This window comes from Streptomyces musisoli, assembly GCF_016741855.1.
Taxonomy (GTDB): Bacteria; Actinomycetota; Actinomycetes; order Streptomycetales; family Streptomycetaceae; genus Streptomyces; species Streptomyces musisoli.
Map to the genome: position 1 here is coordinate 949,513 of NZ_JAERRH010000001.1, position 25,285 is coordinate 974,797.

The 25,285-nt window shown below is 72.4% G+C and carries 22 protein-coding genes; 5 read left to right on the plus strand and 17 right to left on the minus strand.

The genetic code is table 11. The features are described from left to right. Nucleotides 1-32 precede the first annotated feature (32 nt). Nucleotides 33-1,058: a 2,3-diaminopropionate biosynthesis protein SbnA gene (gene sbnA, locus JK361_RS03855; protein WP_201814167.1), complete on the plus strand. Its 1,026-nt coding sequence runs from the start codon at nt 33-35 to the stop codon at nt 1,056-1,058. Between the two features lie 52 nt (nt 1,059-1,110). Here sbnA and JK361_RS03860 read toward each other — a convergent pair whose 3' ends face one another. From JK361_RS03860 to JK361_RS03900, 9 genes are all read right to left on the minus strand, one after another. Beyond that, complete coding sequence (locus JK361_RS03860; RefSeq protein WP_201814168.1) at nt 1,111-2,283, minus strand: MFS transporter; 1,173 nt, start codon at nt 2,281-2,283, stop codon at nt 1,111-1,113. After that, nucleotides 2,283-2,810, minus strand: a complete 528-nt coding sequence (locus JK361_RS03865; protein ID WP_201814169.1) for a GNAT family N-acetyltransferase — start codon at nt 2,808-2,810, stop codon at nt 2,283-2,285. Before JK361_RS03865 ends, JK361_RS03860 begins: the two co-directional genes overlap by 1 nt. 1 nt (nt 2,811) lies before the next feature. Continuing rightward, nucleotides 2,812-4,107, minus strand: a complete 1,296-nt coding sequence (locus tag JK361_RS03870; protein WP_201814170.1) for a type III PLP-dependent enzyme — start codon at nt 4,105-4,107, stop codon at nt 2,812-2,814. After that, nucleotides 4,104-5,393 (minus strand): DUF6271 family protein, encoded by a 1,290-nt coding sequence (locus tag JK361_RS03875; protein WP_201814171.1) that lies wholly within the window; start codon nt 5,391-5,393, stop codon nt 4,104-4,106. Before JK361_RS03875 ends, JK361_RS03870 begins: the two co-directional genes overlap by 4 nt. After that, nucleotides 5,390-6,418 carry a phytanoyl-CoA dioxygenase family protein gene (locus JK361_RS03880; RefSeq protein WP_201814172.1) on the minus strand — a complete coding sequence of 343 codons (1,029 nt, stop codon included), beginning with the start codon at nt 6,416-6,418 and terminating at the stop codon, nt 5,390-5,392. Before JK361_RS03880 ends, JK361_RS03875 begins: the two co-directional genes overlap by 4 nt. Before the next feature lie 166 nt (nt 6,419-6,584). Then, nucleotides 6,585-8,096, minus strand: a complete 1,512-nt coding sequence (locus JK361_RS03885) for a glycoside hydrolase family 3 protein (protein WP_201814173.1) — start codon at nt 8,094-8,096, stop codon at nt 6,585-6,587. Nucleotides 8,097-8,104: 8 nt separating this feature from the next. After that, on the minus strand, nt 8,105-8,935 hold the full coding sequence (locus JK361_RS03890) for a carbohydrate ABC transporter permease (protein WP_201814174.1): 831 nt from the start codon (nt 8,933-8,935) through the stop codon (nt 8,105-8,107). After that, a complete protein-coding gene (locus JK361_RS03895) occupies nt 8,932-9,930 on the minus strand; it encodes a carbohydrate ABC transporter permease (protein WP_201814175.1) in 999 nt (332 codons plus the stop codon). The genes JK361_RS03890 and JK361_RS03895 overlap by 4 nt, the downstream gene beginning before the upstream one ends. Nucleotides 9,931-10,074: 144 nt before the next feature. Next, nucleotides 10,075-11,352 (minus strand): extracellular solute-binding protein, encoded by a 1,278-nt coding sequence (locus JK361_RS03900; RefSeq protein WP_201814176.1) that lies wholly within the window; start codon nt 11,350-11,352, stop codon nt 10,075-10,077. 303 nt (nt 11,353-11,655) lie between these two features. Here JK361_RS03900 and JK361_RS03905 point away from each other — a divergent pair, with 303 nt between their 5' ends. Beyond that, a complete protein-coding gene (locus JK361_RS03905) occupies nt 11,656-12,471 on the plus strand; it encodes a GntR family transcriptional regulator (RefSeq protein ID WP_201814177.1) in 816 nt (271 codons plus the stop codon). A gap of 28 nt (nt 12,472-12,499) precedes the next feature. Here JK361_RS03905 and JK361_RS03910 read toward each other — a convergent pair whose 3' ends face one another. The 3 genes from JK361_RS03910 to JK361_RS03920 all read right to left on the minus strand — a co-directional run bounded on the left by JK361_RS03910 (nt 12,500) and on the right by JK361_RS03920 (nt 14,833). Continuing rightward, entirely contained in the window at nt 12,500-13,102 is a 603-nt protein-coding gene (locus JK361_RS03910) for a DUF6299 family protein (protein ID WP_307787147.1), read from the minus strand. A gap of 205 nt (nt 13,103-13,307) precedes the next feature. After that, nucleotides 13,308-13,706: a RidA family protein gene (locus tag JK361_RS03915; RefSeq protein ID WP_201814178.1), complete on the minus strand. Its 399-nt coding sequence runs from the start codon at nt 13,704-13,706 to the stop codon at nt 13,308-13,310. Further along, the gene (locus JK361_RS03920) at nt 13,703-14,833 is read right to left on the minus strand and encodes an acyl-CoA dehydrogenase family protein (RefSeq protein ID WP_201814179.1); all 1,131 of its coding nucleotides are present in this window, start codon (nt 14,831-14,833) and stop codon (nt 13,703-13,705) included. The genes JK361_RS03915 and JK361_RS03920 overlap by 4 nt, the downstream gene beginning before the upstream one ends. A 200-nt stretch (nt 14,834-15,033) precedes the next feature. Here JK361_RS03920 and JK361_RS03925 point away from each other — a divergent pair, with 200 nt between their 5' ends. Next, nucleotides 15,034-16,626, plus strand: a complete 1,593-nt coding sequence (locus JK361_RS03925) for an AMP-binding protein (RefSeq protein WP_201814180.1) — start codon at nt 15,034-15,036, stop codon at nt 16,624-16,626. A 15-nt stretch (nt 16,627-16,641) separates the two neighbouring features. Continuing rightward, complete coding sequence (locus tag JK361_RS03930; RefSeq protein WP_201814181.1) at nt 16,642-17,454, plus strand: PaaX family transcriptional regulator; 813 nt, start codon at nt 16,642-16,644, stop codon at nt 17,452-17,454. A gap of 151 nt (nt 17,455-17,605) precedes the next feature. Here JK361_RS03930 and JK361_RS03935 read toward each other — a convergent pair whose 3' ends face one another. Further along, entirely contained in the window at nt 17,606-19,873 is a 2,268-nt protein-coding gene (locus JK361_RS03935) for a bifunctional salicylyl-CoA 5-hydroxylase/oxidoreductase (protein ID WP_201814182.1), read from the minus strand. Between the two features lie 6 nt (nt 19,874-19,879). Further along, nucleotides 19,880-20,707, minus strand: a complete 828-nt coding sequence (locus JK361_RS03940; protein WP_201814183.1) for an enoyl-CoA hydratase family protein — start codon at nt 20,705-20,707, stop codon at nt 19,880-19,882. 295 nt (nt 20,708-21,002) lie between these two features. Between JK361_RS03940 and JK361_RS03945 the strand changes: the two genes are divergently transcribed. Next, nucleotides 21,003-21,455 carry an ATP-binding protein gene (locus JK361_RS03945; RefSeq protein WP_201814184.1) on the plus strand — a complete coding sequence of 151 codons (453 nt, stop codon included), beginning with the start codon at nt 21,003-21,005 and terminating at the stop codon, nt 21,453-21,455. Here the strand turns inward: JK361_RS03945 and JK361_RS03950 are convergent. The 3 genes from JK361_RS03950 to JK361_RS03960 form a co-directional block, all read right to left on the minus strand. Continuing rightward, a complete protein-coding gene (locus JK361_RS03950; RefSeq protein ID WP_201814185.1) occupies nt 21,415-22,860 on the minus strand; it encodes an amino acid permease in 1,446 nt (481 codons plus the stop codon). The two genes, JK361_RS03945 and JK361_RS03950, sit on opposite strands and share 41 nt — an antisense overlap. Before the next feature lie 110 nt (nt 22,861-22,970). Beyond that, entirely contained in the window at nt 22,971-23,993 is a 1,023-nt protein-coding gene (gene argF / locus JK361_RS03955; protein WP_201814186.1) for an ornithine carbamoyltransferase, read from the minus strand. A 62-nt stretch (nt 23,994-24,055) separates the two neighbouring features. Beyond that, on the minus strand, nt 24,056-25,279 hold the full coding sequence (locus JK361_RS03960) for an arginine deiminase (RefSeq protein ID WP_201814187.1): 1,224 nt from the start codon (nt 25,277-25,279) through the stop codon (nt 24,056-24,058). Nucleotides 25,280-25,285: the final 6 nt, after the last annotated feature.

Consider the following 25,285-nt stretch of genomic DNA (forward strand, 5'->3'; position numbering starts at 1 on the left):
TAGCCCTCAGCCCTGGTAACAGGAGGCCTGCCGTGCCCGTCATCTCCGCGCCCCACGCCTTCAACGAAGGAAGCCTCTTCGTCGATCTGGCGTCGATATTCGGATACCGCCTCTACCTCAAGTGCGAGGGTTTCAACTTCGCCGGCTCCATCAAGCTGAAGGCCGCGAACGAGATGGTGGAGAGCGCCGAGCGGGACGGAAGCCTGACACCGGATTCCATCCTCGTCGAGTCCTCCTCCGGGAACCTGGGCGTAGCGCTCAGCATGATCGCCGCCAGCAAGGGCTACCGGTTCCTGTGCGTGACGGACCCCCGGTGCAACCTGTCGACCAAGTTGCTGATGGAGGCCCTCGGCAGCCAGGTGCACGTCGTGACCGACCTGGACTCCAACGGCGGGTTCCTCGGCACGCGGCTCGAGTACGTCCGCTCGCTGTGCGCGTCCGACGACCGGTACGTGTGGCTCAGCCAGTACACCAACGCCGGGAACTGGCGGGCGCACTTCCGCACGACGGCGCCGGAGATCGCCGGCCAGTTCCCGCGCCTGGACGTGCTGTTCCTCGGGACGGGCACGGCCGGGACCCTGATGGGCTGCGCGCGCTACTTCCGCGAGTGGCACCGGCCGGTGCGGATCGTCGCCGTGGACAGCGTGGGCTCGGTGGCCTTCGGCGGCAAGCCCGGCCGCCGGATGATCCCCGGGCTGGGCATGAGCATGCGCCCTCCGCTGCTCGACGAGTCGTACGTGGACGAGGTGATCCGGGTGGAGGAGGCGGACACCATCCGCACCTGCCACCGCCTGGCCCGCCGGGGCTTCCTGTTCGGCGGGTCGACGGGGACGGTGGTGAGCGCGGCGACGGACTGGCTGGCCCGGCACGACCGCGACGACCTCACCGCGGTGGCCGTCGCCCCCGACCTCGGCGAGCGCTACCTCGACACCATCTACCAGACGAACTGGCTCCAGGACCTCTACGGCGAGCACCTGCTCGACTCCGCGGGCCTGGACACCGCCACCTGGGACGAGAAGTCCGCGTTCCGGACGCCGGACCACCGCGGGAGGTCGTGACGGCGCCCGGCGCGGGCCGCGCCGCGCCGGTCCGGGCCGGGACCGTCCCGGCTCAGGTCTCGGCGAGCACGGCGGCCCGGGCCCGCCACGGGATCCAGCAGGCGGTCACCGTGACGATCAGGGCCGAGACGGCCACCGTGGCCATGCCGAGGGTCAGGTTCGCCGCGCCCGCCACGAAGCCGATCAGTGCCGGACCGCCCAGCAGACCGGTGGTGCCCATCGCGGCGACCAGGGCGAGGGCGTCCGAGCCGCGCCCGGCCGCCGCCACGTACACGCACGGGGTGACGGCGGCCGCACCTAGGCCGACGCAGGCGAAACCGAGCAGCGTGGGGACCACTCCGCCGGCGAGCAGGGCGAGGGCCAGGCCGGCGGCGGCCACCGCGCTGCCGGTGCGCACGACGCGTCCGTCGCCCCAGCGGGTGCGCCAGCGGTCCGCGCACACGCGGGCCAGGAGCATCGTCACGGAGACCACGGCGATGCCGAGCGGGGCGACGCTCGCGGACGCCTCGACGACGTCCTCCAGGTAGAGCGTCGACCAGTCGTTCATCGCGCCCTCGGTGATCGTGCCGAAGGCCATGGAGCAGCCCATGAGGAGGGTCGTACCGGAGGTCAGGGCGCGGCGCACGCGCCGCTTCGGCTCGTCCGGGGCGGCGGAGTCCGGCTCCTGGTGGGCCGGCAGGCCGGGCCGGGCGCCGCCGAGCAGGAGCAGCAGCAGGGCCCCGGCGACGGTGAAGTGGGCGGGGACGGATCCGGTCAGCGCGGTGACGGCGGAGGCCAGCAGGGCGGCGGCGAGCAGCCCGGCGCTGAAGACGGCGTGCAGCTGGGACATCGCGGTGCGGTCGTAGGTCCGCTCCAGCGCGGCGCCCTGCGCGTTCATGGCGACGTTGAGGCAGCCCACGGCGACTCCGTCGGCGCACACGGCGAGCAGCGCCAGCGGGTAGTTCGGTACGGCGGCCAGGGCCGCCAGGACCGCGATCAGGCAGCCGGCGGAGGCGAGGGACAGCCGCCGGGAGCCGAGCCGCCGCATCAGGACGGCGACCAGCGGGAAGGAGGCCGCCGCACCGGCCCCGCAGGCCATCAGCAGCAGGCCCACCTCGCCCGCGCCCAGGTCCAGCCGGGACTTCAGCGCGGGCAGGCGGGATATCCAGGTGCCGTACTGGAAGCCGAGGAAGCAGAACAGCGCGGCGACGGACCACTTGGCGCGCGCGAAGGGCAGCTCCGGCATCAGACGGCCTCCCGGGCCTCGTGCGGGTGGGGTGCGGCGGCCACGTCGGCCGACATGTAGACCGCGTCGCCGCCGTAGTCCGGCGGGACCGGGGCCGCCGGGTGGGCGTGGTAGCCGTTGGCGCGCCAGAACGGCTCCTTGCCCGCGACGGCGACCAGTGAGACGGTCGCGAAGCCGCGGGCACGGGCCGCCTCGGTCAGATGGCGCACCAGCCGGGTGCCGAGGCCCCGGCGGCGCAGCGGCGCGCTGACGACCAGGTCGTGCAGGTGCAGGTTGGTGGTGTGGTGGACGGCCTGTTCCGGGCGGGCCAGGTCGGGGCAGCGGAACCGGGGGTAGGGCAGGGCGAGGACGTAGCCGGCGGGCCGGCCGTCGAGGTCGAGGACGAAGCAGGTGCCGGCCGAGGCGCGGGCCCGGGAGCGCAGCAGTTGCTCGCCCTCGGCGAGACAGAGTTCGGCGTACGCCTCGCTCTCCAGGGCCGCGAGCCGGGGCCAGTCGGCCTCGGTGATGCCCCGTATCAGGTCGTTCATGTCAGTGCTGTCCTTCCGGGCCGCGTACGCACACGCACGGCAGCGGGCGGATGCCGTTGAAGCCCTGGGTCGTGTAGCTGGTGGCGTAGGCGCCGGCGGACAGGATCCAGACCGGGTCGCCGGAGGCCAGGGCGCGGGGCACGCGCACCGGGTGCCGGCCGGCGCCGTAGGCGTCGTCGCTGTCGCAGGTGGGGCCCGCGACGACGGCCGGCACGTACGCCTCGTCGTCGCCGTCGTCCGGCTGCGTGGGGAAGACGAGCCGGTGACGCACCTGGTCCATCTCGTACAGGCCGTTGAACTTGCCCGCGCTCAGGTACAGCCAGCGGGCGTGGGTGCCGTCCGGCTGGGCCCGCTCGGTCAGCCGGTACACGTGGGCCCGGAGGGCGCCGTGGTCGGCGACCAGGTGGCGCCCCGGCTCCATGACGAGGCGGAGCGGGGAGGCGGTCAGGCCGGTCAGCCGTTCCATGCCCTCGCGGATCACCGCGAACATCTTGTCCAGCGGCGGGTCGAGGGGGTTGCCGTGCCGGTCGAGGTAGCCGAGGGCGGGCAGGCCGCCGCCGAGGTTGACGTGGTCCGGTGCGATGCCGAGCCCGTCCAGCGCCACGAGCGTCCCGGCGAGCGAGTCCAGGGCCCGCTGCCAGGCCTCGCCGGTCATCTGCTGGGAGCCGACGTGCACGGACAGGCCGGCCGGTACGAGGCCGGCCGCGCGGGCCGTGGCCAGGACGCGGACGGCGTCGTCGGGGGCGCAGCCGAACTTGCGGTTCAGACCCCACAGGGCGCCCTCTCCGCTGGTGGCCAGGCGGCAGAAGACCCGGGCGCCGGGGGCGTGCGCGGCGATCGCGGTGACGTCCTCGAGGCTGTCGGTGGCGAAGGTGCGGACGCCGAGGCGGTGGGCTTCGGCGATGTCGTGGTCGGACTTGACGGTGTTGCCGTAGTGGATGCGGTCGGCCGGGGCGCCGGCGTTCAGTGCCTGCCTGATCTCGGCGGGGCTCGCCGCGTCGAAGCCGGCGCCGCGCTCGGCGAGGCAGCGCAGGACTTCGTCGACGGGGCAGGCCTTGAGGGCGAAGCGGACGTCGGTGCCGGGGAGTTCTGCCAGCAGGTTGTCGTACTGGTGCGCTATGCCGGTGAGGTCGTAGACGATGCGGTCGGCGTCGGACGCGGCGAGGTGTGCGCCGAGTGCGCCCAGGGGGGTGCCGTGGAGTGCCGTCGCGCGGGTGCGGGTCACCTGTGGCCGGTCGCGCCCACGCGGCGGCAGCCGCACATCGGGCGGGGCCCCGCGCCCGTTCGGGGCGCTCATGTGCGGGCCGCCTCGATCAGTGCCGGCCATGCCTCGGTCAGGTGGGCGAAGTCGTGGATGTCCTGTTCGGCCTGGTCGAGTAACCGGTCGCGGTGCGAGGCGAGCCGGTCCGCGAAGGCCGCGTACTGCCCCCCGAGCTTCCGGTACGCGGTGTCCACCCGGTCCAGGCGCCAGACGTTCTCGGCGCGGTCCAGGCCCGTGCTCTGCCGCAGGAACTCCAGGACCGGGCCGGGCCGGACCCGCTGCCCGCCGTCCAGCAGGCCGGCGCCCTCGGCGGTCATCCGGGCGTAGACGTGGTGGAAGTAGAGCATCGACAGCAGGAACTTCACGAAGCGGGTCTGGTAGGCGAGGAAGCCTGCGTCGGTGCGGCGGTCGGGGGTGTAGAAGTTCTCGATGTGCCGGTTGTGCAGGATGCCGGGGAGCGTGGCGTCGTGGACCAGGTGGATGAGGAAGTAGTCGCTGCCGATGGTGTCGGTCGCCGGGGGCAGCGGGATCCGCTCGTACACGTCGCGGTGCAGGGCGATGTTGCACATGTCGACGCGCATCGGGTCCACGAGTGCCAGGGTGGAGCGGTCGCCGGTGAAAGGGGCCGTGCCCGCCCCGGTGAAGGACTCCTCGACCAGCGCGCGCCGCTGCTCCGCGGAGGCGTCGGCGGGCGCCCACAGGCCGACCACGTCGTGGTAGACGCCCTCGTCCAGGCGCCGTATCTCGCCGATGTCGACGGAGAGTTCACCGATGAAGGAGGCGCCGGCCAGTGACACGGGGCGGGCGGTGTGGGCCGGGTCGAGGTCGGTGCGGGTGACGGCGGCCGACGCCTCGGCGGCCGGCCGGCCCAGCCAGGGCAGCTCGTGGTGGACGGGGAACACCGGCTGTCCGGCGTGGGTCTGGTAGGTGCTGTCGGAGTCCCGGCGGTGCACGGAGTGACAGCCGAGGGCCGCGGCGAGCAGGAAGGCGCGGTTGGTGCAGGCGCCGTAGGAGACGGCGGGCGGCAGCATGAGGCTCAGCAGCCGGCCGGGCTCGGGCAGGCCGGCCCGCCGGACGACCCGGCGCAGGAAGTCCCGCTGGGCTTCCTCGTCGAGGTGGTGGACGGTCACGCCGGGCTCCGCGGGCAGGGCGGCGACCGTGCGGGTGTGCGCGGCCCGGGTGCGCTCGCCGGCGGAGTCCAGGATCAGCAGGTGCACGTCGGCGCCGAACCGGTGGGCGGCGTAGCCGGCCTCGGCGTGCAGGGCGGTGATGGTGGCGGGGCAGGCCCGGTTGGTGGGCAGGCAGAGGCAGATCCGGTTCACCGGGCGCCTTCCGCGGCCCAGGAGTCGAGGCCGAGCAGCCTGCGCCCCAGGTCGGTGAGTTCGGCGGGACCGTAGCGGAGGGCTTCCGGTTCGCGGGCGTCGCCGAGCAGCGTGGCGTTCCAGTCGGGGGTGGCGAGGGTGCGCCAGGAGTGCACGCGGGAGTCGCGCAGGGCCGTGTGCTCCTCCAGGGCGGGCATCATCGACAGGTACTGGACGGCTCGGACAGCGTTGTCGGAGAGGTTCGGTGCCACGCCGTGCGCCAGCAGCCCGTTGAAGATCAGCAGGTCGCCGGCCTGGAGGTCGGGGCGGATCACCGGGAATTCGGCGGGGTCGGTGCCGGGCCGGACCGGGTCGCGGCCGGGCGGCCGGGCGACGCGCCACTCCTCGAAGCGGCGGAAGAGTTCCGGGGCGCACTGGAAGCCGCCGAGTTCGGGCCGGGTGTCGTTGAGGGCGATGATGCCCTGGACGCGCTGCGGGAGCACGGCGAGGGTGGTGTCGACGTCCCAGTGCAGTTCGATGTCGAAGCCCTCGTCGGTGGGCTCGATCAGGGAGCGCGAACGTGTGTGCCTGTTGGGCGGGTTGAGGTTGAGCCGGTCCAGGGTGACCCACAGCTCCGGGCTGTCCCACACGTCCACGAAGGCGTCGTAGACGCGCCGGTTCTGCCGGCTGTCCCAGAGGAGCTGGTGGTGGTACGCCTCGACGAAGCCGTAGATGTAGAGGTGCCGGTCGAGTTCGGAGCGGAACTCCGGCTCGTCGTACCAGGTGTCGGGGCGGTCGGGGTCGAGTCCCTGGAACCGCCAGGCGAAGTCGAGCAGGGCCTTGGCCTCGCCGGGGGTGATGGCCTCGCGTACGACGACGTAGCCGTAGGTCTGCCAGAAGGCGAGGTCCTCCTCGGACAGCACGCGCAGCGGCTGGGTCTTCTCCAGGTCGCGCAGGGGGGTCGGGGCGAGGTAGGTCTCGCCGTCGGCGCTGAAGTAGGGGCGGCCGGTCGCCGCTCGGTGGAGGTAGGTGTCGGGCTTGTGCATGCGTTCACTCCGTGGTGATCGGGACGACAACACCTTGGGGTCGGACGTGAGACATGTGCCGGTGGCAAGTGCCGGGGCGCGAAAGGGCCACCGGCTTCCCCGGGAGGGAGAGAAAGGAAGAGGACCGGCCGCCCGCGGTGAGGGGCGGGCGGCCGGGAGGGGCGGGTCAGCCCGCGAGGACGGCCTCGGCCGCCGCCACCCCGCAGACGCGGGCGGCACCGTAGGTGGCGATGTGCAGGGCGCCGCGCGGGGCGGCCTGCGGCAGGCCCATCTCCACGACGACGGTGTCGGGGCGGGCGGCGAGCAGGGTGTCGAGGGCGGAGCGCATCCAGTCGTGCCGGTGTTCGTCGCGGACGACGGCGATGATCCGGCGCCCGCCGGCCGCGGCGAGGACGGCGGCACCGGCGCCCTCGCCGGTGAAGGAGCCGGCGGCGGTGCCGGGCAGCCGCCGCTCCAGTTCCGCGGCGACGCCCCACGGGGTCTGGTCGCCGACGGCGATGTTGGGGGCCGGGTTGAACTGGGCGACGTAGGCCGGTCCGGTGACCGGTGCGGCGGTGCCGGCCCGGGTGACGGTCAGCGCGCGGCGGGCCGCGACGAGGCCGATCTCCGGGTCGGGCGCGGTCTTCTCGGCGTCGCCGCGGGACGCGGCGGTCCAGGCGGCGAGGCCGCGCACCCGGGCAGCGGCGTCGGCGAGCCGTTCCTCGGGGAGTTCACCGGAGCGTACGGCGGCCACGAGCGCGTCCCTGAGGCCCAGCACGGTGCCCTCGTCGCACAGCCCGCCGCCCACACAGATGGCGTCGGCGCCGGCCGCGATCGCGAGGACCACACCGTGCTCCAGTCCGTAGGTGCCGGAGATCGCCCGCATCTCCATGCCGTCGGTGACGACCAGGCCCTGGTAGCCGAGTTCGCCGCGCAGCAGTTCGGTGAGGACGCGCCGGGACAGGGTGCCGGGGCGGTCGGGGTCGAGGGCTGGGACGAGGATGTGGGCGCTCATGATCGCCCGGGTGCCGGCGGCGATGGCCGCGCGGAACGGGGGCAGTTCGCGCTCGAAGAGGGTGTCGGCGTCGACGTCGATGCGGGGTACCGCGTGGTGGGAGTCGACGTTGGTGTCGCCGTGTCCGGGGAAGTGCTTGGTGCAGGCGGCGACGCCGGTGGACTGGAGCCCCTCGACCCAGGCGGCGGTGTGCCGGGCCACCAGGCCGGTGTCGGAGCCGAAGGAGCGGACACCGATGACGGGGTTGTCGGGGTTGGCGTTGACGTCCGCGGAGGGCGCCCAGTCGAAGTTGACGCCGCAGGCGGCCAGGCGCCGGCCCAGCTCGCGGGAGACGGCCCGGGTGAGGCCGGGGTCGTCGACGGCGCCGAGGGCGTGGTTGCCGGGGAAGGAGGAGCCGGTGCGCACGTCGAGGCGGGTGACGTCGCCGCTCTCCTCGTCGATGGCGACCAGCAGGTCGTCGCGTTCGGCGCGCAGCTGGGCGGTGAGGCCGGTGACCTGCTCCTCGCTGACGACGTTGCGGCCGAACAGGGCGACGGAGGCGAGGCCCTCGCCGATGCGGCGGCGCACCCAGTCGGGGGCGGTGGTGCCGTCGAACCCCGGCTGAAGCACCGCGAGGGCGTCACGGGCGAGGGTGTCGCCCGCGGCGGAGCCGCTGTCCGATGCGGTGGTGGCGATGGTGGTCATCGTCGGGGTCATCCCTTCACGGCGCCGTCGGTCAGGCCGCTGACGGCCTTGCGTTGCAGGAAGATGAAGAGGATCAGGATGGGCAGCGCGAACAGGGACGAGGCGGCCATGGTGGCGCCCCAGTCGTCGCCGAAGGCGGTCTGGAACTGGGACAGCCACAGCGGCAGGGTCTGCTTCTCGATGTCCTTGTTGAGGATGAGGACGAGCGGGAACTCGTTCCAGGCGGTGATGAACCCGAACAGCGAGGTCGCCATCAGACCGGGGGCCAGCAGCGGGAAGATGACCCGGACGAACGCCTGGGGACGGGTGCAGCCGTCGACCATGGCCGCCTCCTCCAGGTCCTTCGGCACGGCGGCCACGTAGCCGCGCAGCGTCAGGATGGTCAGCGGGAGCACCATCATCGTGTAGAAGACGGTGAGCGGTACCAGGCTGTCCAGCATGTCGTTGTCCCGGACGATCATGTAGATGGCGATGATCATGACCTCCCAGGGGGCCATCTGCGCCAGCATGAACGTCACGATGAGCCCGCGCCGGCCCCGGAACCGCATCCGGGCGAGCGCGAAGGCCGCGAACAGGGCGATGACGAGCGAGAAGACGACCGACAGGACCGTGACGGTGACGGAGTTGAGGACCAGCGTCCAGAAGTGGTCGGCGTCGACCGCCTTCTTGAAGTGGTCGAAGGTGATGTCCGTCGGGAACCAGACCGGGGTCTCGGAGATGATGTCGCCGGTCGGCTTGAAGGCCGTCGCGAACATCCAGTAGACGGGGAACGCGAAACCGACGAAGAGGACGACGGCGGTCGCGTTGGGCCAGATACGGCCGAAGAGCGAGCGCTTCACAGCTCGTCCTCCTCTTGCTTGAGCACCATGCGCAGGTAGTACGAGGTGATGACGAGCAGGACCAGGATGGTCAGGAAGGAGATCGCCGCGCCGACCCCGAAGTGCTGGTTGCCGACGCCCTCGACGAAGGCGTAGATCGGCAGGGTCTCGGTGAGGCGGTCGGGCCCGCCCTCGTTGATGGCGAAGATCTGGGTGAACGCCTTGAAGATCCAGATGACCTCGAGGAACGTCGTGGCGTACAGGAAGGGCCGCAGGAAGGGCAGGGTCACCGAGGTGAAGCTCTTCCAGGCGCCGGCGCCGTCCAGGGACGCTGCCTCGTACAGTTCCTTGGGGATCGTGGTGGTGGCGGCATACAGGTTGATCGCCACGAACGGCACCGACCCCCACACGAGCAGCAGGAGGATCACGGCGAACGTGGAGAACTGGCTGCTGAGCCAGTTGTGGTCGGCCATGGAGTGCCAGCCGAGCTTGTCCAGCGTCCAGTTGACGACGCCGAAGCGCTGGGCGAACAGCCACTGGTAGACGGTGGTGGCGGCGACGGGGGGCATCGCCCAGGCCAGGACGAGGCCCACCATGAGCAGCAGCCGCATCCGCTTGCCGAGCCGGGTCAGCAGCAGCCCGATCAGGGTGCCGAACACCATGATGAGGACGACGTTGGCGGCGGTGAAGAGGACGGAGCGCTCTACGACGTGCCAGAACTCCGCCTCGGACAGCACCTCCCGGTAGTTGTCGACACCGTTCCACTCGGTGAGGTGCTGGATGAGCTGGCGCGGGTTGAGGTTCTGGAACGACAGCATGCCGTTCTTGACCAGAGGCCAGCCGAGGAGGACCACGGTGGCCAGCAGCGCGGGCAGCAGGAGCAGGTAGGGGGCGGCGGTCCCGCGGCGGGACGGGGCGCCGGAGGCGGGCGTGTCACCTCGCGGCGGCGCCGGCACCCGGGCCTTGCGGACAGCGGGCCCCCCGGCCGTGTCCGTGCCTTCGGTCTGCACTGACATGAATCGTCATCTCTTCCGTGGCCGTACGAACGACTTCCTCGGCCGCCGTGCGCACGACAGCCGTGGCCGTGCGCGCGGCATCCGTGGCCGCGCGAACGGCACAGGCGGGCCGGGGGCGCCCGCTCGGCGCCCCCGGCACGGTCATCAGTTCTCCTGGGCCAGGCGCTTGTTTATCTCGGCCTCGACCTGCTTGGCGGCGTCCGCCGGGGACTTGCCGTTCAGCACGGCCGTCATGTAGGCCTTGATCGGGTTGGGGGTGTTCTCCACCGCGCCCCACTCGGGGATCAGCGGGGTGGTGCCGCCGACCGCGGCACCCGGGGCGATGGCCTCGGCGACGGCGTTGCCCTTGAGGTTGGTCTCCAGGGACTTCTTGTTCGGGATGACGCCGTTGAGCTTGGCCAGTTCACCCTCGTACTGGTCGGACAGGGCGATCTTCAGGAACTCCTTGGCCAGCTCCTGCTTCTTGCTGCCCTGGGCGACGGCCAGGTTGGAGCCGCCGAGGAAGACGCTCTCGGCCTTGTCCGCCGTCTCGCCGGGGATGGGGAAGTAGCCGAGGTCCTTCTCGATGGCCTTGTTGGCGGCGATGGCCGTGCCGGCCTCCCAGCCCATGCCGAAGAAGGCGCCGGTCTTGCCCTTGGCGAAGACCTCGGCCTGCTGCGGGGTGGCCTCGTCCTTGTCCTTGGGGGCCTTGGAGAAGGACTGGTACTTCTTGTAGATCTCCATGGCCTTGGCGACCTTCGCGTCACCGAGGTTGGAGACGTACTTGTCGCCGTCCTTCTTGACCAGGTCGGCACCCTGACCGATGGTCAGGCCGTCGAAGAAGTACCAGTTCTGGCCGGGCAGGTAGAGCGGCTCGGCGTCCGTCTTCTTGCCGATGGTCTCCATGTCCTTGAAGAACTCGTCCCGGGTCTTCGGGATGTCCTTGATACCGGCCTTGGCCCAGATCTTCTTGTTGTAGATGACCACACGGCTGGTGAAGTACCAGGGCGCGGCGTACTGCTTGCCGTCGTAGACGGAGGACTGCGAGACGGACGGCGTCCAGTCGGCGCCGACCGCGCTCTTGACGTCGGCCAGGTCGGCGAGGCCGCCGGTGACCGCGTAGGCCGGGGTCTGGGTGTTGCCGACCTCGAGCACGTCCGGCGGGTTGGACTCGGAGAGAGCGGTGGTGATCTTCTGCTGGATCCCGTCCCACTTCTGCGTCTCGAACTTCAGCTTGGCGCCGGTCTTCTTCTCGAACGCGGCCGTGACGTCCTTGACCCACTGGTCCGGCGCGGAGCCGTCCATCGTCCAGACCGTCAGCGTCTGGCCCTTGAAGCTGTCCGGTCCCGCGTTCTTGCTGTCGTCGCCGTCGTCCCCGCCGCACGCCGACACGGAGACCATCATGCCCGCGATCACGATCGCGGCCGCAAGCTTGCGCTTCACGCCACCCTCCTCAGGGATGCCACTAACCCCCCACGCCCTCGGCGGTGACTTGCGTACGACGCTGTTGCACGTAAGGGCTCGGGACCTGGCCACTAATGGTGTAGACCAGTACGGTGGAGCTTGGCCTAGACCTTTTGGAGTGTCAAGGGTGGTTCGGGAAGCCGGTACCGGCCGTTACGAGAAAGTCACCGGAGGGCGTCCGTCCGCATTCCGGCCCTTTCGCCCGGACCGTTCAGTTGGACTAGACCATAGGGCAGTTGGTCGCTATAACGGGAGCCCATCGACACAGCCGGGAAGGCAGGCATGACCACCGACGTCAGCAGCGCCCAGCCGCACAGGGGGACGCCCGGCCGCACCGCGCGCGTGCCGAAGTACTACCGGATCAAGCAGCAGCTCCTCTCCATGGCCGAGGCGCTCCAGCCCGGTTCGGCCATGCCCGCGGAACGTCTGCTCGCCGTCCGGTTCGACACCTCACGGACCACCGTCCGGCAGGCGCTCCAGGAACTCGTCGGCGAGGGACGGCTCGACCGGATCCAGGGCAAGGGCACCTTCGTCGCCCAGCCCAAGCTCTACCGCACGCTCCAGCTCACCTCGCACACCGAGGACATGCGCGCCCAGGGCCTCGCCCCGGCCTCGCAGATGCTGGACATCGGGGAGATCCCCGCGGACGAGAAGCTGGCGGGCCTGCTCGGCATCGGGATCGGCGAGAAGGTGCTGCGGATCGAGCGGCTGCGGCTGGCCAGCGGAGACCCGATGGCGATCGAGACGACCCATCTGTCCGTACGGCGCTTCCCCGGCCTGCGCCGCTCGCTGGCCACCTGTCCGTCGCTGTACACGGCGCTCGCCGAGGTGTACGGGGTCCATCTCGCCGAGGCCGACGAGACCATCGAGACCTCGCTGTCGACGCCGCGGGAGGCCCAGTTGCTCGGCACCGACGTGGGTCTGCCGATGCTGCTGCTGTCCCGGCACTCGCGGGACGCGGACGGCACGCCGGTGGAGTGGGTGCGTTCGGTCTACCGCGGCTCCCGCTACAAGTTCGTCGCCGCCCTGCGCCGCCCGGGCGGCCCGGTGGTCCGGCGAAGGGCGGCTGCGCCGGACCGGGACGGCATCGGGGCCTGAAGCCGGGGGGCGCCCCGGCGGGCGCGGCTCAGCGGGCGGACTTGCCGGGCACCTTCGCCGGCTTCCCGGCGGATGCCTTGGCGGGCGCCTTCGGCGACTTCCCTGCCCTGGTCTTCGCCGACGCCTTCGGCGAGGCCTTGGGCGACTTCCCGGCCCCGGTCTTCGCCGACGCCTTCGGCGAGGCCTTGGGTGACGCCGGGAACGCGCCGTCGCGGGCGAGCGTGATGTCCCGGTCCGTCGCCGCGTGCAGGGCGGGCAGCACGAGGATACCGGAGGGACGCAGTTCCATGAGGGTGGCCTCCACCCGCGCCGTCCCCGCCTTCAGCGCCTCCGGCGACGCCTTGCCGGAGTTCTCCCAGCGGTGTTCCGCGCCGTCGCACCGGGCGGTGCTGCCGCCGATGCCGTGCTTCAGACCGGGGTCGGCCTGGCTGAGCGAGGAGCTGACGAGGACCGGTCCGGTACCGCCGAGGCAGCGGTAGCTGCCGGAGAGCGTCACCGTCCCGTCGGACGCGATCAGGCCGACGGAGTCGACGGTGATGAGCTCGGAGGGGTCGGCCCCGGCCGGTCCGACGGAGGCGCACAGAAGGGCCGCGGCACCGAGGGCGCCGGCGATGACAGGGCGTACGGGCATGGGGTGTCTCCCGGTTCCAGGGGATCGAGGGCTTCCACTGGTACTGGGCGGCCGAGTCGGCGGGCGTGACCGTCACTCCATCGGTGGCGCGTCGTGACACCGTCCGGTCCTGTCCCGGGCGGAGGCGCGGCCCCCGCGCCCGCGCGGCCCGGGGCGCGGCCCCGCCAGCGGGCCGCGGATGCGGCCGGACCCGCCCCCCGCAGGGCTACGGCAGCACGGCGAACCCGTCCAGCTCCACCAGCGCCCGCTCGTCCCACAGCCGTACGACCTCCACGACGGCCATCGCGGGGTAGTCGCGGCCCGCCGACTCCCGCCAGATGCGGCCGAGTTGCCGCGCGTGGGCGCGGTAGTCGGCGACGTCCGTGGCGTAGACGGTGATCCGGGCCAGGTCGGCGGGGGTGCCGCCGGCCGCGCGCAGGGCGGTGAGGAGGTTGCCGAGGGCCTTCTCGAACTGCTCGGGCAACGTGTCCCCGGTGATCTTGCCGTCGGTGTCGAGGGCGGTCTGGCCGGCCAGGAACACCAGGCGGGAACCGGCCGCCACGACGGCGTGGGAGAAGCCCGTGGGCGGGGACAGCTCGGGCGGGTTGACGCGCTCGGTCGTCACCGGGCCTCCTTCTGTGCCGTGGCGTACAGCTCCTTGGCGATGATGCCCCGCTGGACCTCGCTGGCACCTTCGTAGATACGGGGCGCGCGCACCTCGCGGTAGAGGTGTTCGAGGAGGTGGCCGCGGCGCAGGGCGCGGGCGCCGTGCAGCTGGACGGCGGTGTCGACGACGTACTGCGCGGTCTCGGTGGCGAGCAGCTTGGCCATCGCGGCGCGCCGGGGGACGTCGTCGGCCCCCGCGTCGTACGCCGAGGCCGCCGCGTACACCATCAGCCGGGCCGCCTCGGTGCGCAGGGCCATCTCGGCGACCTGGTGGGACACGGCCTGAAGGTCCATCAGCCGGCCGGCGAACGCCTCGCGCCGGCTGGTGTGGCCGACGGTGGCGTCCAGCGCCGCCTGGGCCATGCCGACCGCGAAGGCGCCGACGCTCGGCCGGAAGAGGTTGAGGGTGCCCATGGCGACGGCGAAGCCGCGGTCGGCCTCGCCGAGCACGTCGGCGGCGGTGACGGGCACGGCGTCGAAGTCGAGGGCGCCGATGGGGTGCGGCGAGAGCATCTCCAGGGCGCTGCCGGTGAGTCCGGGCCGGTCGGCGGGGACCAGGAAGGCGGTCACCCCGCGGGCCCCGGCACCGGGTGCGGTGCGGGCGAAGACGGTGTAGAAGTCGGCCTCGGGGGCGTTGGAGATCCAGCACTTGGCGCCGGTGAGCCGCCAGCCGTCGCCGTCGGGCTCGGCCGCGAGGGCCAGCGCCGCCGCGTCCGACCCGGCTCCGGGCTCGCTCAGCGCGAACGCGGCGACCGCGCTGCCGTCGGCGACCCGGGGCAGCCAGCGCTCGCGCTGGGCGGGGGTGCCGTGGGCGTGCACGGGGTGGGCGCCCAGGCCCTGGAGGGCGAGGGCGGTCTCGGCCTCGGTGCAGGCCTGGGCGAGGGACTCCCGCATCAGGCACAGGTCCAGCGCGCCGGAGCCGAACAGCCGCGCGAGCAGGCCCAGCCGGCCGAGCTCGGCGAGGAGCGGCCGGTTGACGCGGCCGGGCTCGCCCTCGTCGGCGAGCGGGCGCAGCCGCTTCGCGGCCAGCTCGCGCAGTTCGGCACACCAGGCGGATTGCTCCGGTGCGAGTGAGAATGCGGACACAGCCGTCCTCCCTCCGGGGCGGCCGGCCCGGCCTCCCCGTCGCCTTCCGGGGCGGGCCCCTCCCCACCCGGCTTCCGACGTTATCGCGCACAGTTGACTGCCGTCACCAACACGATACGCTGGGGGTCCCCCCTCTGGGGGAGCGCGAGCCCACCAGAAAGCCCGTCTGGACGTCTGTCACGGCAAGGGGGCGGACCGCCATGCACCTCTCGGCCCATATCGACACCTTCGCGCGCGACCATCTGCCCCCGCCGCACGAGTGGCCGGACCTGCGGTTCGACCTGCCGGAGCTGCGTTACCCCGATCGGCTGAACTGCGCGGCGGAGCTGCTGGAGCACGCCGACCCGGACCGTCCGGCGCTGCGCACCCCGACGGGCCCCGCCTGGACGTACGGCGAGCTGCGCGCCCGGGTCGACCGGATCGCGCACGTGCTCACCGGCACCCTGGGCGTGGTCCCGGGCAACCGGGTGCTGTTGCGCGGTCCCACCACGCCCTGGCTCGCCGCCTGCTGGCTGGCCGTGCTGAAGGCGGGCGCGGTCGCGGTCACCGTGCTGGCCCAGCAGCGCCCGCACGAGCTGGCGGCCATGTGCGAGATGGCCCGGGTCGGGCACGCGCTGTGCGACATACGGGCGGTCGACGACCTGGCGAAGGCCGGGATACCCGGGCTGCGGATCACGACGTACGGCGGTGACACACCCGACGACCTGCTGCGCCGCCCCGCCCCCGCCACCTCCTATCCGGCGGTGGACACCGCGGCCGACGACGTGGCCCTGATCGCGTTCACCTCCGGCACCACGGGTCGCCCGAAGGGGTGCATGCACTTCCACCGGGACGTGCTCGCGACGGCCGACACCTTCTCACGGCATGTGCTGCGGCCCCACGAGGACGACGTCTTCACCGGCAGTCCCCCGCTGGGCTTCACCTTCGGCCTCGGCGGGCTGGTGATCTTCCCGTTGCGGGCGGGGGCCAGCACCCTGCTCCTCGAACAGGCCGGCCCCCGGCAGCTGCTGCCCGCGATAGCCGAGCACCGGGTCTCCGTCCTGTTCACCGCGCCGACCGCGTACCGCGCCATGCTGGGGGAGCTGGGCGGGCACGACGTCTCGTCCCTCAGGCGCTGTGTCTCGGCCGGCGAGAACCTGCCCGAGGCCACCTGGCGGGCCTGGCACGAGCGCACGGGCCTGCGCATCATCAACGGGATCGGCGCGACCGAACTGCTGCACATCTTCATCTCCGCCGCCGACGAGCTGATCCGGCCCGGAAGCACGGGCGTGCCGGTACCGGGCTGGCAGGCGCGCGTCCAGGACGCCGACGGCAAGCCCCTGCCCGACGGCGAGCCCGGACTGCTGGCCGTCCGCGGCCCGGTCGGCTGCCGCTACCTCGCCGACCCACGGCAGCGGGAGTACGTGCGGGACGGCTGGAACGTCACCGGCGACACCTACAAGCGCGACGGGCAGGGCTACTTCCACTATGTCGCCCGCGCGGACGACATGATCATCTCCGCCGGGTACAACATCGCGGGAACGGAGGTGGAGGACGCGCTGCTGCGTCATCCGGACGTGTCCGAGACGGCGGTCGTCGGCCGCCCGGACGAGGTCCGCGGGCAGGTGGTCGTGGCCTACACGGTGCTGCGCGCCGGGGCCCGGCACGACCCGGAGGCGCTGCGCGAGTTCCTCATCTCCGAGCTGGCGCCCTACAAGTGCCCGCGCGAGTTCGTCTTCCTGGACGCGCTGCCGCGCACGGCCACCGGAAAGCTGCAACGGTTCCTCCTGCGCACCGAAGGCGACCGGCAGTGACGCCGACGACCTAAAATGATCAACGTGTCCGAGCAGCACGCCCCCAGGTCCCTCATCGTCACGCTCTACGGCGCGTACGGCCGCTTCATGCCCGGCCCGGTGCCCGTCGCCGAGCTGATCCGGCTCCTGGCCGCGGTCGGGGTGGACGCGCCCTCCGTGCGTTCCTCGGTCTCCCGGCTGAAGCGGCGCGGTCTGCTGCTGCCTGCCCGCACGGAGTCCGGCGCGGCCGGGTACGGACTCTCCGCGCAGGCCCGCCAGTTGTTGGAGGACGGCGACCGGCGCATCTACGCCGGTGCGCCGGTGGCGGACGAGGGCTGGGTGCTCGCGGTGTTCTCGGTCCCCGAGTCGGAGCGGCAGAAGCGGCACGTGCTGCGCTCCCGGCTCGCCGGTCTGGGCTTCGGCACCGCGGCCCCGGGGGTGTGGATCGCCCCGGCCCGGCTGTACGAGGAGACGGAGCACACCCTGCGCCGGCTGCGCCTGGATCCGTACGTGGACTTCTTCCGCGGCGAGCACCTGGGCTTCGCGCCCACGGCCGACGCGGTGGCCCGCTGGTGGGACCTGGCCGCCATCGCCAAGGAGCACGAGCGTTTCCTGGACGCGCACGGGCCCGTGCTGCACGCCTGGGAGGCCTGTGCGGACACCCCGCCCGGGGATGCCTACCGCGACTACCTCCTCGCCCTCGACTCCTGGCGCCACCTCCCCTACACCGACCCGGGCCTGCCCACCCACCTGCTGCCCGCCGACTGGCCGGGCGTCCGCTCGGCGGAGGTCTTCAGGGGGCTGCACGAGCGGCTGCGGGACGCGGGGGCCCGGTTCGCCGGCCTGTGAGGGGACGGCGCGCCCTCGAAGACGGCGCGGCCGCGGGGCGGTGCCGGGTGATCAGCCGCCGACGACGGGCCGGTGCGGGAACCGCCGCGCATCGCGCCCGGGGCAGGGGGCCGGAACGGCACCCCCTTCCCGGGCCGGGCCGCGGCCCGGCTCAGCCGCCGAGCGAGAGCCGGGGCCTGGGGGCGTCGGTGCGCCCGGTCTGCGGGCGCCGGCTGCCCGCGCGGTAGGGCGCGGGCCAGACCGCCCCGGGGCCCGTGTAGCCCTGCTCGACCGCGGCGTGCAGGGTCCAGTGGGGGTCGTACAGGTGCGGACGGGCCAGCGCGCACAGGTCCGCACGGCCCGCGAGGATCAGGGAGTTGACGTCGTCCCAGGAGGAGATCGCGCCGACCGCGATCACCGGGACCCGGACCTCGTGCCGGATCCGGTCGGCGAACGGCGTCTGGTACGACCGTCCGAACTCCGGCCGCTCCTCGGCCACCACCTGCCCGGTGGAGACGTCGATGGCGTCGGCCCCGTGCGCGGCGAAGGCGCGGGCGATCCGGACGGCGTCCTCGGCGGTCGTCCCGCCCTCCGCCCAGTCGGTGGCCGAGATCCGGACGGTCATCGGCCGCTCGGCCGGCCACACCGCGCGTACGGCGTCGAAGACCTCCAGCGGGAACCGCAGCCGCTTCTCCAGCGAGCCGCCGTAGGCGTCGGTGCGCTGGTTCGTGAGCGGGGAGAGGAAGCCGGAGAGCAGATAGCCGTGGGCGCAGTGCAGTTCGAGCAGGTCGAAGCCGGCCCGGGCGGCCCGCCAGCCGGCGGCGGCGAACTGCTCGCGGATGTCGGTGAGCTGGGCCCGGGAGAGCCGGCGCGGGGTCTGGCTGCCCGGCTTGTACGGCAGCGGGGAGGCGGCGACGAGCGGCCAGTTGCCGGCGGGCAGCGGCTCGTCCATGCCCTCCCACATGAGCTTCGTGGACCCCTTGCGGCCGGAGTGCCCGAGCTGTACGCCGATCGCGGTGCCCGGGGACTGGCGGTGCACGAAGTCGGTGACGCGCCGCCACGCCTCGGCCTGCCGGCCGGTGTAGAGCCCGGCGCAGCCGGGGGTGATCCGGCCCTCCTCGCTGACGCACACCATCTCGGTCATCACGAGTCCGGCCCCGCCGAGGGCGCGGGCGCCGAGATGGACGAGGTGGAAGTCGCCGGGGACGCCGTCGGTGGCCGAGTACATGTCCATCGGGGACACGACCACCCGGTTGCGCAGGGTCAGACCGCGCAGCCGGAACGGCGTGAACATCGGGGGTGTGCCGGGCGGGCAGCCGAACTCGCGCTCCACGGCCTCGGTGAAGCGGGCGTCGCGCAGCCGGAGGTTGTCGTGGGTGACGCGGCGGCTGCGGGTGAGCAGGTTGAAGGCGAACTGCCGGGAGGGCTGGTCGAGGTGGAGCCGGAGGTCCTCGAACCACTCCAGGCTGGCCCGGGCGGCCCGCTGGGTGGAGGCGACGACGGGCTTGCGCTCCTCCTCGTAGGCCGCGGACGCCGAGCGCACGTCCGGGTGTTCCCGCAGGCAGGCGGCCAGGGCGAGGGCGTCCTCCACGGCGAGTTTGGTGCCGGAGCCGATGGAGAAGTGGGCGGTGTGGGCGGCGTCGCCGAGGAGGACGACGTTGCCGTGCGACCAGCGGTCGTTGACCACCGTGCGGAAGGTGGTCCAGGTCGAGTTGTTGGAGCGCAGGGGGCGTCCGCCGAGGGCGTCGGCGAAGATCTTGGCGCAGCGCTCGATGGATTCCTGCGGGGTGAGGACGTCGAGTCCCGCCGCCCGCCAGACCTCCTCGCGCATCTCCACGATGACGGTGGAGTCCTTCGCCGTGAAGGGGTATCCGTGCAGCTGCATCACGCCGTGCTCGGTCTCGGCGATCTCGAAGCGGAAGGCGTCGAAGGCGAAGTCGGCGGCGAGCCATATGTAGCGGCAGCGGTGTTCGGTCACCCGGGGGCCGAACGCGTGGGCATGGGTGTCGCGGGTGGCGCTGTGCACACCGTCGGCGGCGACGACCAGGTCATAGCTCTCCGAGAGGAGGCCGGCGTCCGGCGCCTCGGTGGCGAACCGCAGCTCGACGCCCAGTGAGCGGCAGCGGTCCTGGAGGATGCGCAGGAGCCGGTGCCGGCCCAGCGCGGCGAAACCGTGGCCGCCGGAGCGGTACCGGGTGCCCCGGTGGCCTATGTCGATGTCGTCCCAGCGGACGAAGTCACGCTTCAGCGCTTCGTACACGACGGGGTCGGCGTGCTCGATGCCGCCGAGCGTCTCGTCGGAGAGGACCACGCCGAAGCCGAAGGTCACGTCGGGGGCGTTGCGCTCCCAGACGGTGACCTCCCTCGTGGGGTCGAGTCGTTTGAGCAGGGCGGCGGCGTACAGTCCGCCGGGGCCGCCGCCGATGATCGCCACGCGCACGACCGCTCACCTCCCCCGCCACTTCGGCGGGCGCTTCTCCGTGAACGCCGCGTGGAACTCGGCGTAGTCCTCGCCGTTCATCAGCAGGGCCTGGGTCGAGGCGTCCAGTTCCACCGAGGCCGCAAGGGGCATGTCCAGCTCGGCCGTCAGCAGGGTCTTCGTCTGGGCGTGGGCCAGGGCGGGGCCGTCGGCGAGGCGGCGGGCCAGGGTCTGGGCGGCCTCGTCCGCCCCGCCCTCCTCCGTCAGCTCGCTGATCAGGCCGATGCGCTCGGCCTCGGGGGCCCGGACCGGGTCGCCCAGCATGAGCAGGCGGGTGGCGTGGCCGAGGCCGACGACCCGGGGCAGCAGATAGGCCGCGCCCATGTCGCCGCCGGACAGGCCGACCCGGGTGAAGAGGAAGGCGAAGCGGGCCGACGGGTCGGCGATCCGGAAGTCGGCCGCGAGGGCGAGGACCGCGCCCGCGCCGGCCGCCACGCCGTGCACGGCGGCGATCACCGGGAACGGGCACTCGCGGATCGCCCGGACGACCTGCCCGGTCATCCGGTTGAAGTCCAGCAGCTGGGCGGTGTCCATGGACAGCGTGGCGCCGATGATCTCGTCGACGTCGCCGCCGGAGCAGAAGCCGCGCCCCTCGCCGGCCAGCACCAGGGCCCGTACCGAGCGCTCGCGGGACAGCTCGGCGAGCAGGTCGCGCAGGTCGGCGTAGGCGCCGAAGGTGAGGGCGTTGAGCTTCTCGGGGCGGGCGAGGGTGACGGTGGCGACCCCGTCGTCGAGCCGGACCCGCAGGTGTGCCCAGTCGGCGGTGTGGGCGGCCGAGCCGGTGAAGGGACTCATGACGTGCGGCCTCCTTGGGCGGGCGTGCCGTACGTTGCTCTGTCCCATGAAGTTATCACTTGTTTGTGACTGTCGTCACGGGTACGCGACACGCCCGCTCCGATCGGCCGGACCGGGTCACATCCGTCACCGGTCGTCGACAGGGGGGTAACAAGAGGCCCGGAGCGGCGAGGCGGCGGGTTCGAAGGGGTAGGCCGCCGGTACCGGGGCCGGGGGTCCCGGGCGAAGCCCGCCGACGGTCCTGAGCGGCCGGGCCCGTACCATTCCTGTAGTCGAAAGCAGGACAGCCTGCTCCATGAACGGACTCGCCTTGCACGAACGCCCCGCCGAACCGGCCTCCTGGCGCATCGCGCTGCCGCACACCGCGGCGGCGGTGCCCGTGGCGCGTGCCCTGGTGCGCACGGCTCTCACCGAGGTGGAGCACCTGGCCGACTGCGACACGGCGGAGCTGCTCACCGCCGAGCTGGTGGCCAACGCGGTGGAGCACACCGCGGGGCGCGGCCCGATAGAGCTGGTGGTGGAGCTGCGGCCGACCGGCTGCCAGGTGGAGGTGCACGACCCGGACCCGGCGCCGCCCGGCCATCTGACCCGGCCGGTGATCGAGGAGCCGGACCCGTGGCAGGAGGGCGGGCGCGGTCTGCTGCTGATCCGCGCCCTCAGCTCGTCCTGCGGGCACCGCCCCACCCCGTCGGGCAAGGCGGTGTGGTTCAGACTGCCTGTGGTTCCCGCTCAGCGGCGGCCGGCGTGACCTCGGCGGCCGGCCGCGCCAGCGTGGAGTGCCGGCGGCCGTAGGCGCCGTAGACCAGCAGGCCGACCACGAGGAACACCGCGAACTGAAGCCAGGTCTGCCAGCCGGTCTCGTACATCAGGTAGAGGCAGAAGCCGACGCCGAGCAGCGGGGCCACCGGGTAGAGCGGCACCCGGAAGCTGCGGGCGAGGCCCGGTTCGCGGCGGCGCAGCGCGATCACCACGATGTTGACGACGGCCATGATGGCGAGGGTGCCGATGGTGCACAGGTTCATCACGGCGTCGAGGGAGGCGAAGGCCGCCGGGATCGCGAAGACGACCGCGACGATCAGCGTGCCGGCGACCGGCGTGGACGTCCGCGGGGAGACCTTCTCGAAGACGCGCGGGATCAGGCCGTCCCTGGACATCGACATCAGGATGCGGGTCTGGCCGTACATCACGGCGAGCACCACGGAGGCGATGGCGACGACCGCGCCGAAGGCGATGACGCCGCCGCCGACGGTGGAGCCGGTGACCTCGCCTACGACGTAGGAGAGGGCGGCGGGGCGGCCGGCGACCTGGTCGCCTCCGATGGCGCCGATCGCGGCGAGCGCGACCGCGCAGTAGAGCAGGGTGACCAGGCCCATGCAGACGAGGATCGCGACCGGGATGTGGCGGCGCGGGTTCTTGGCCTCCTCACCGGCGGTCGTGATCGCGTCGAAGCCGATGTAGGAGAAGAACGCGGCGGTGGTGCCCGCGCCGATGCCACCGAGGCCGGCCGGGGAGAACGGGGTGAGGTTGCCGTCCTTGAAGGCGCTGTAGCCGATGGCGCAGAAGGCGAGCAGGATCACGAGCTTCACGGCCGCCATGGCGGCCGTCGCCCGGGCACTCTCCCGCACGCCGCGCACCAGCAGCACGGACGCCATGGCGATGACGATCACCGCGGGGAGGTTGACGATGCCGCCGTCGCCGGGGCCCGCGGACAGGGCGGCCGGGAGCTGCCAGCCGGTGAGGCTGTGCAGCAGCTCGTTGACGTACTGGCTCCAGCCGACCGCGACGGCCGAGATGGAGATGCCGTACTCCAGCAGCAGGCACCAGCCGACGAGGAAGGCGGTGGACTCGCCGAGGCCGGCGTAGGCGAAGGAGTACGAGGAGCCGGAGACCGGGATCGCGCCGCCCAGCTCCGCGAAGGAGAAGGCGGTGAAGACGCAGGTCAGGGCGGCGAGGATGAAGGAGACGACGACGGCCGGGCCGGCCTGGGCCACCGAGTCGGAGAGGCCGACGAAGATGCCGGTGCCGACGATGGCGCCGACGCCGAAGCAGATGAGCTGGAAGAGGCCCATGGTGCGCTTCAGGCCGTGTCCCTCACGGTCGGCACCGGATTCGGCGACGAGCAGCTGCGGGGACTTGATGCGGGGAGCGGGCATTGCGGGTGGTGCTCGTTTCTGGTGGTGCGGGCAGCCGTGGTGCGGCTGCGGCGGCGGCTCGGAATGGGTGGTTCCGGGCCGCCGGCCAGGATACGGCCTGGTGAGCGGGGTCAGGCAAGGCTTTCGCGGGCGAGTGTGGCCACCAGCACGGCCTTGATGGTGTGCAGCCGGTTCTCGGCCTCGTCGAAGACGACCGAGTGGGCCGACTCGAAGACCTCGTCCGTGACCTCCAGCGACCGCAGGCCGTGGGTCTCGAAGAGCTGCCGGCCCACCGCGGTGCCGAGGTCGTGGAAGGCCGGCAGGCAGTGCAGGAACTTCACGTCCGGGTTGCCGGTCGCGCGGAGCACGTCCATGGTCACGGCGTAGGGGGTGAGGGCCGCGATGCGCTCGTCCCACACCTCCACGGGCTCGCCCATGGAGACCCAGACGTCGGTGGCGACGAAGTCGGCGCCCGCGACACCCTCGGCGACGTCCTCGGTGAGGGTGACACGGGCACCGCCGGCGGCGGCGAGCTCCCGGGCGCGGTCGACGACCTCCTGGGCGGGCCAGTAGGACTTCGGGGCGACGATCCGTACGTCCATGCCGAGCAGGGCGCCGGTGATCAGGTAGGAGTTGCCCATGTTGAAGCGGGCGTCGCCGAGGTAGGCGAAGGAGATCTCCCGCAGCGGCTTGGCGCTGTGCTCGGTCATGGTGAGCACGTCGGCGAGCATCTGGGTGGGGTGCCAGTCGTCGGTGAGGCCGTTGTAGACGGGCACGCCGGCGTAGGCTGCCAGCTCCTCGACCTTGGCCTGGCTGTCGCCCCGGTACTCGATGGCGTCGAACATCCGGCCCAGCACGCGGGCGGTGTCCTTCGCCGACTCCTTGTGCCCCATCTGCGAGCCGGACGGGTCGAGGTAGGTCGTGTGGGCGCCCTGGTCGGCCGCGGCGACCTCGAACGCGCAGCGGGTGCGCGTCGAGGTCTTCTCGAAGATCAGCGCGATGTTCCGCCCGCGCAGGTACCGGGTCTCGGCCCCGGCCTTCTTGGCGGCCTTCAGCTCCGCGGCCAGCTCGACCAGGCCGCGGAACTCCTCCTCGGTGAAGTCCAGCTCCTTGAGGAAGTGGCGGCCGGCGAGGGCGGTCGGGACTGTCGCCATGCGGGCGCTCCAGAGGTCGTCACTACGGAATACCTTGGAAGTATATACGACCCTTCACATTTCTATACACCGTCTCGTTCCACGGGACAGCTCATGCACCGCGGCCCGCCCCGGCCCCGGCCCAGCTCGCTGCCCGGGATCTCGATCACCTCGATACCCTGCTTGCGCAGGTGGGTGTTGGTGGTGGAGTTCCGCTCGTAGGCCACGACGACACCGGGTTCGACGGCGAGGACGTTGCAGCCGTCGTCCCACTGCTCGCGTTCGGCGGCGTGCACGTCCTGCGTGGCGGTCAGCACCCGGATCTCGCCGAGGCCGAGCGCGGCGGCGATCGCCCGGTGCATGTGCTCCGGCGGATGGTCGGTGACCTTCAGCTCCCGTTCGCCGGCACCCGGCTCGATGGTGTACGAGCGGAGCATGCCGAGCCCGGCGTACTGGGTGAAGGTGTCGCCGTCGACCATGGTCATCACCGTGTCGAGGTGCATGAAGGCGCGCCGCTTGGGCATGTCGAGCGCGACGATGGTACGCGCGGAGCCGGCCGCGAACAGCTTGTGCGCCAGCATCTCCACCGCCTGCGCCGTGGTGCGCTCGCTCATGCCGATCAGGACGGCGCCACCGCCGATCACCAGCACGTCACCGCCCTCGATGGTGGAGGGGTAGTCCGCCTGCCCCCGGGACCACACGTGGAACGTTTCGTCACGGAACAGGGGGTGGTGGCGGTAGATCGCCTCGAAGTGGACGGTCTCGCGCTGCCGGGCGGGCCAGCGCATGGCGTTGATCGAGACGCCGTCGTAGATCCACGCCGAGGTGTCGCGGGTGAACAGGTGGTTGGGCAGCGGGCGCAGCAGGAAGTCGTCCAGCTCCATGACGTGGAAGCGGACGGAGGCCGGTTCCGCGTGCGCGTCCAGGAACTCCCGCTTGGTCATGCCCCCGACCAGTGCCTCGGCCAGCTCCTCCGGGGTCATCAGGTCGAAGGCGGCGCGCAGATGGTCCGTGGCGAGGGGGCCGTATTCCTTCTCGTCGAAGACCCGGTCCAGGACGAGCGTGCGGGCCTCGGGGAACGCCAGGGTCTCGGCGAGCAGGTCCCCGAAGAGATGGACGACGACCCCCCGGTCGCGCAGTACGTCGGCGAACCCGTCGTGCTCGGCGCGCGCCCGGCGCACCCAGAGCACGTCGTCGAAGAGCAGGGCGTCCTTGTTGCTGGGGGTGAGCCTTTTGAGCTCAAGATCCGGCCGGTGCAGGATGACGCGGCGCAGCCGCCCGGCCTCGGAGTCGACTTGGAATCCCATGCCTCC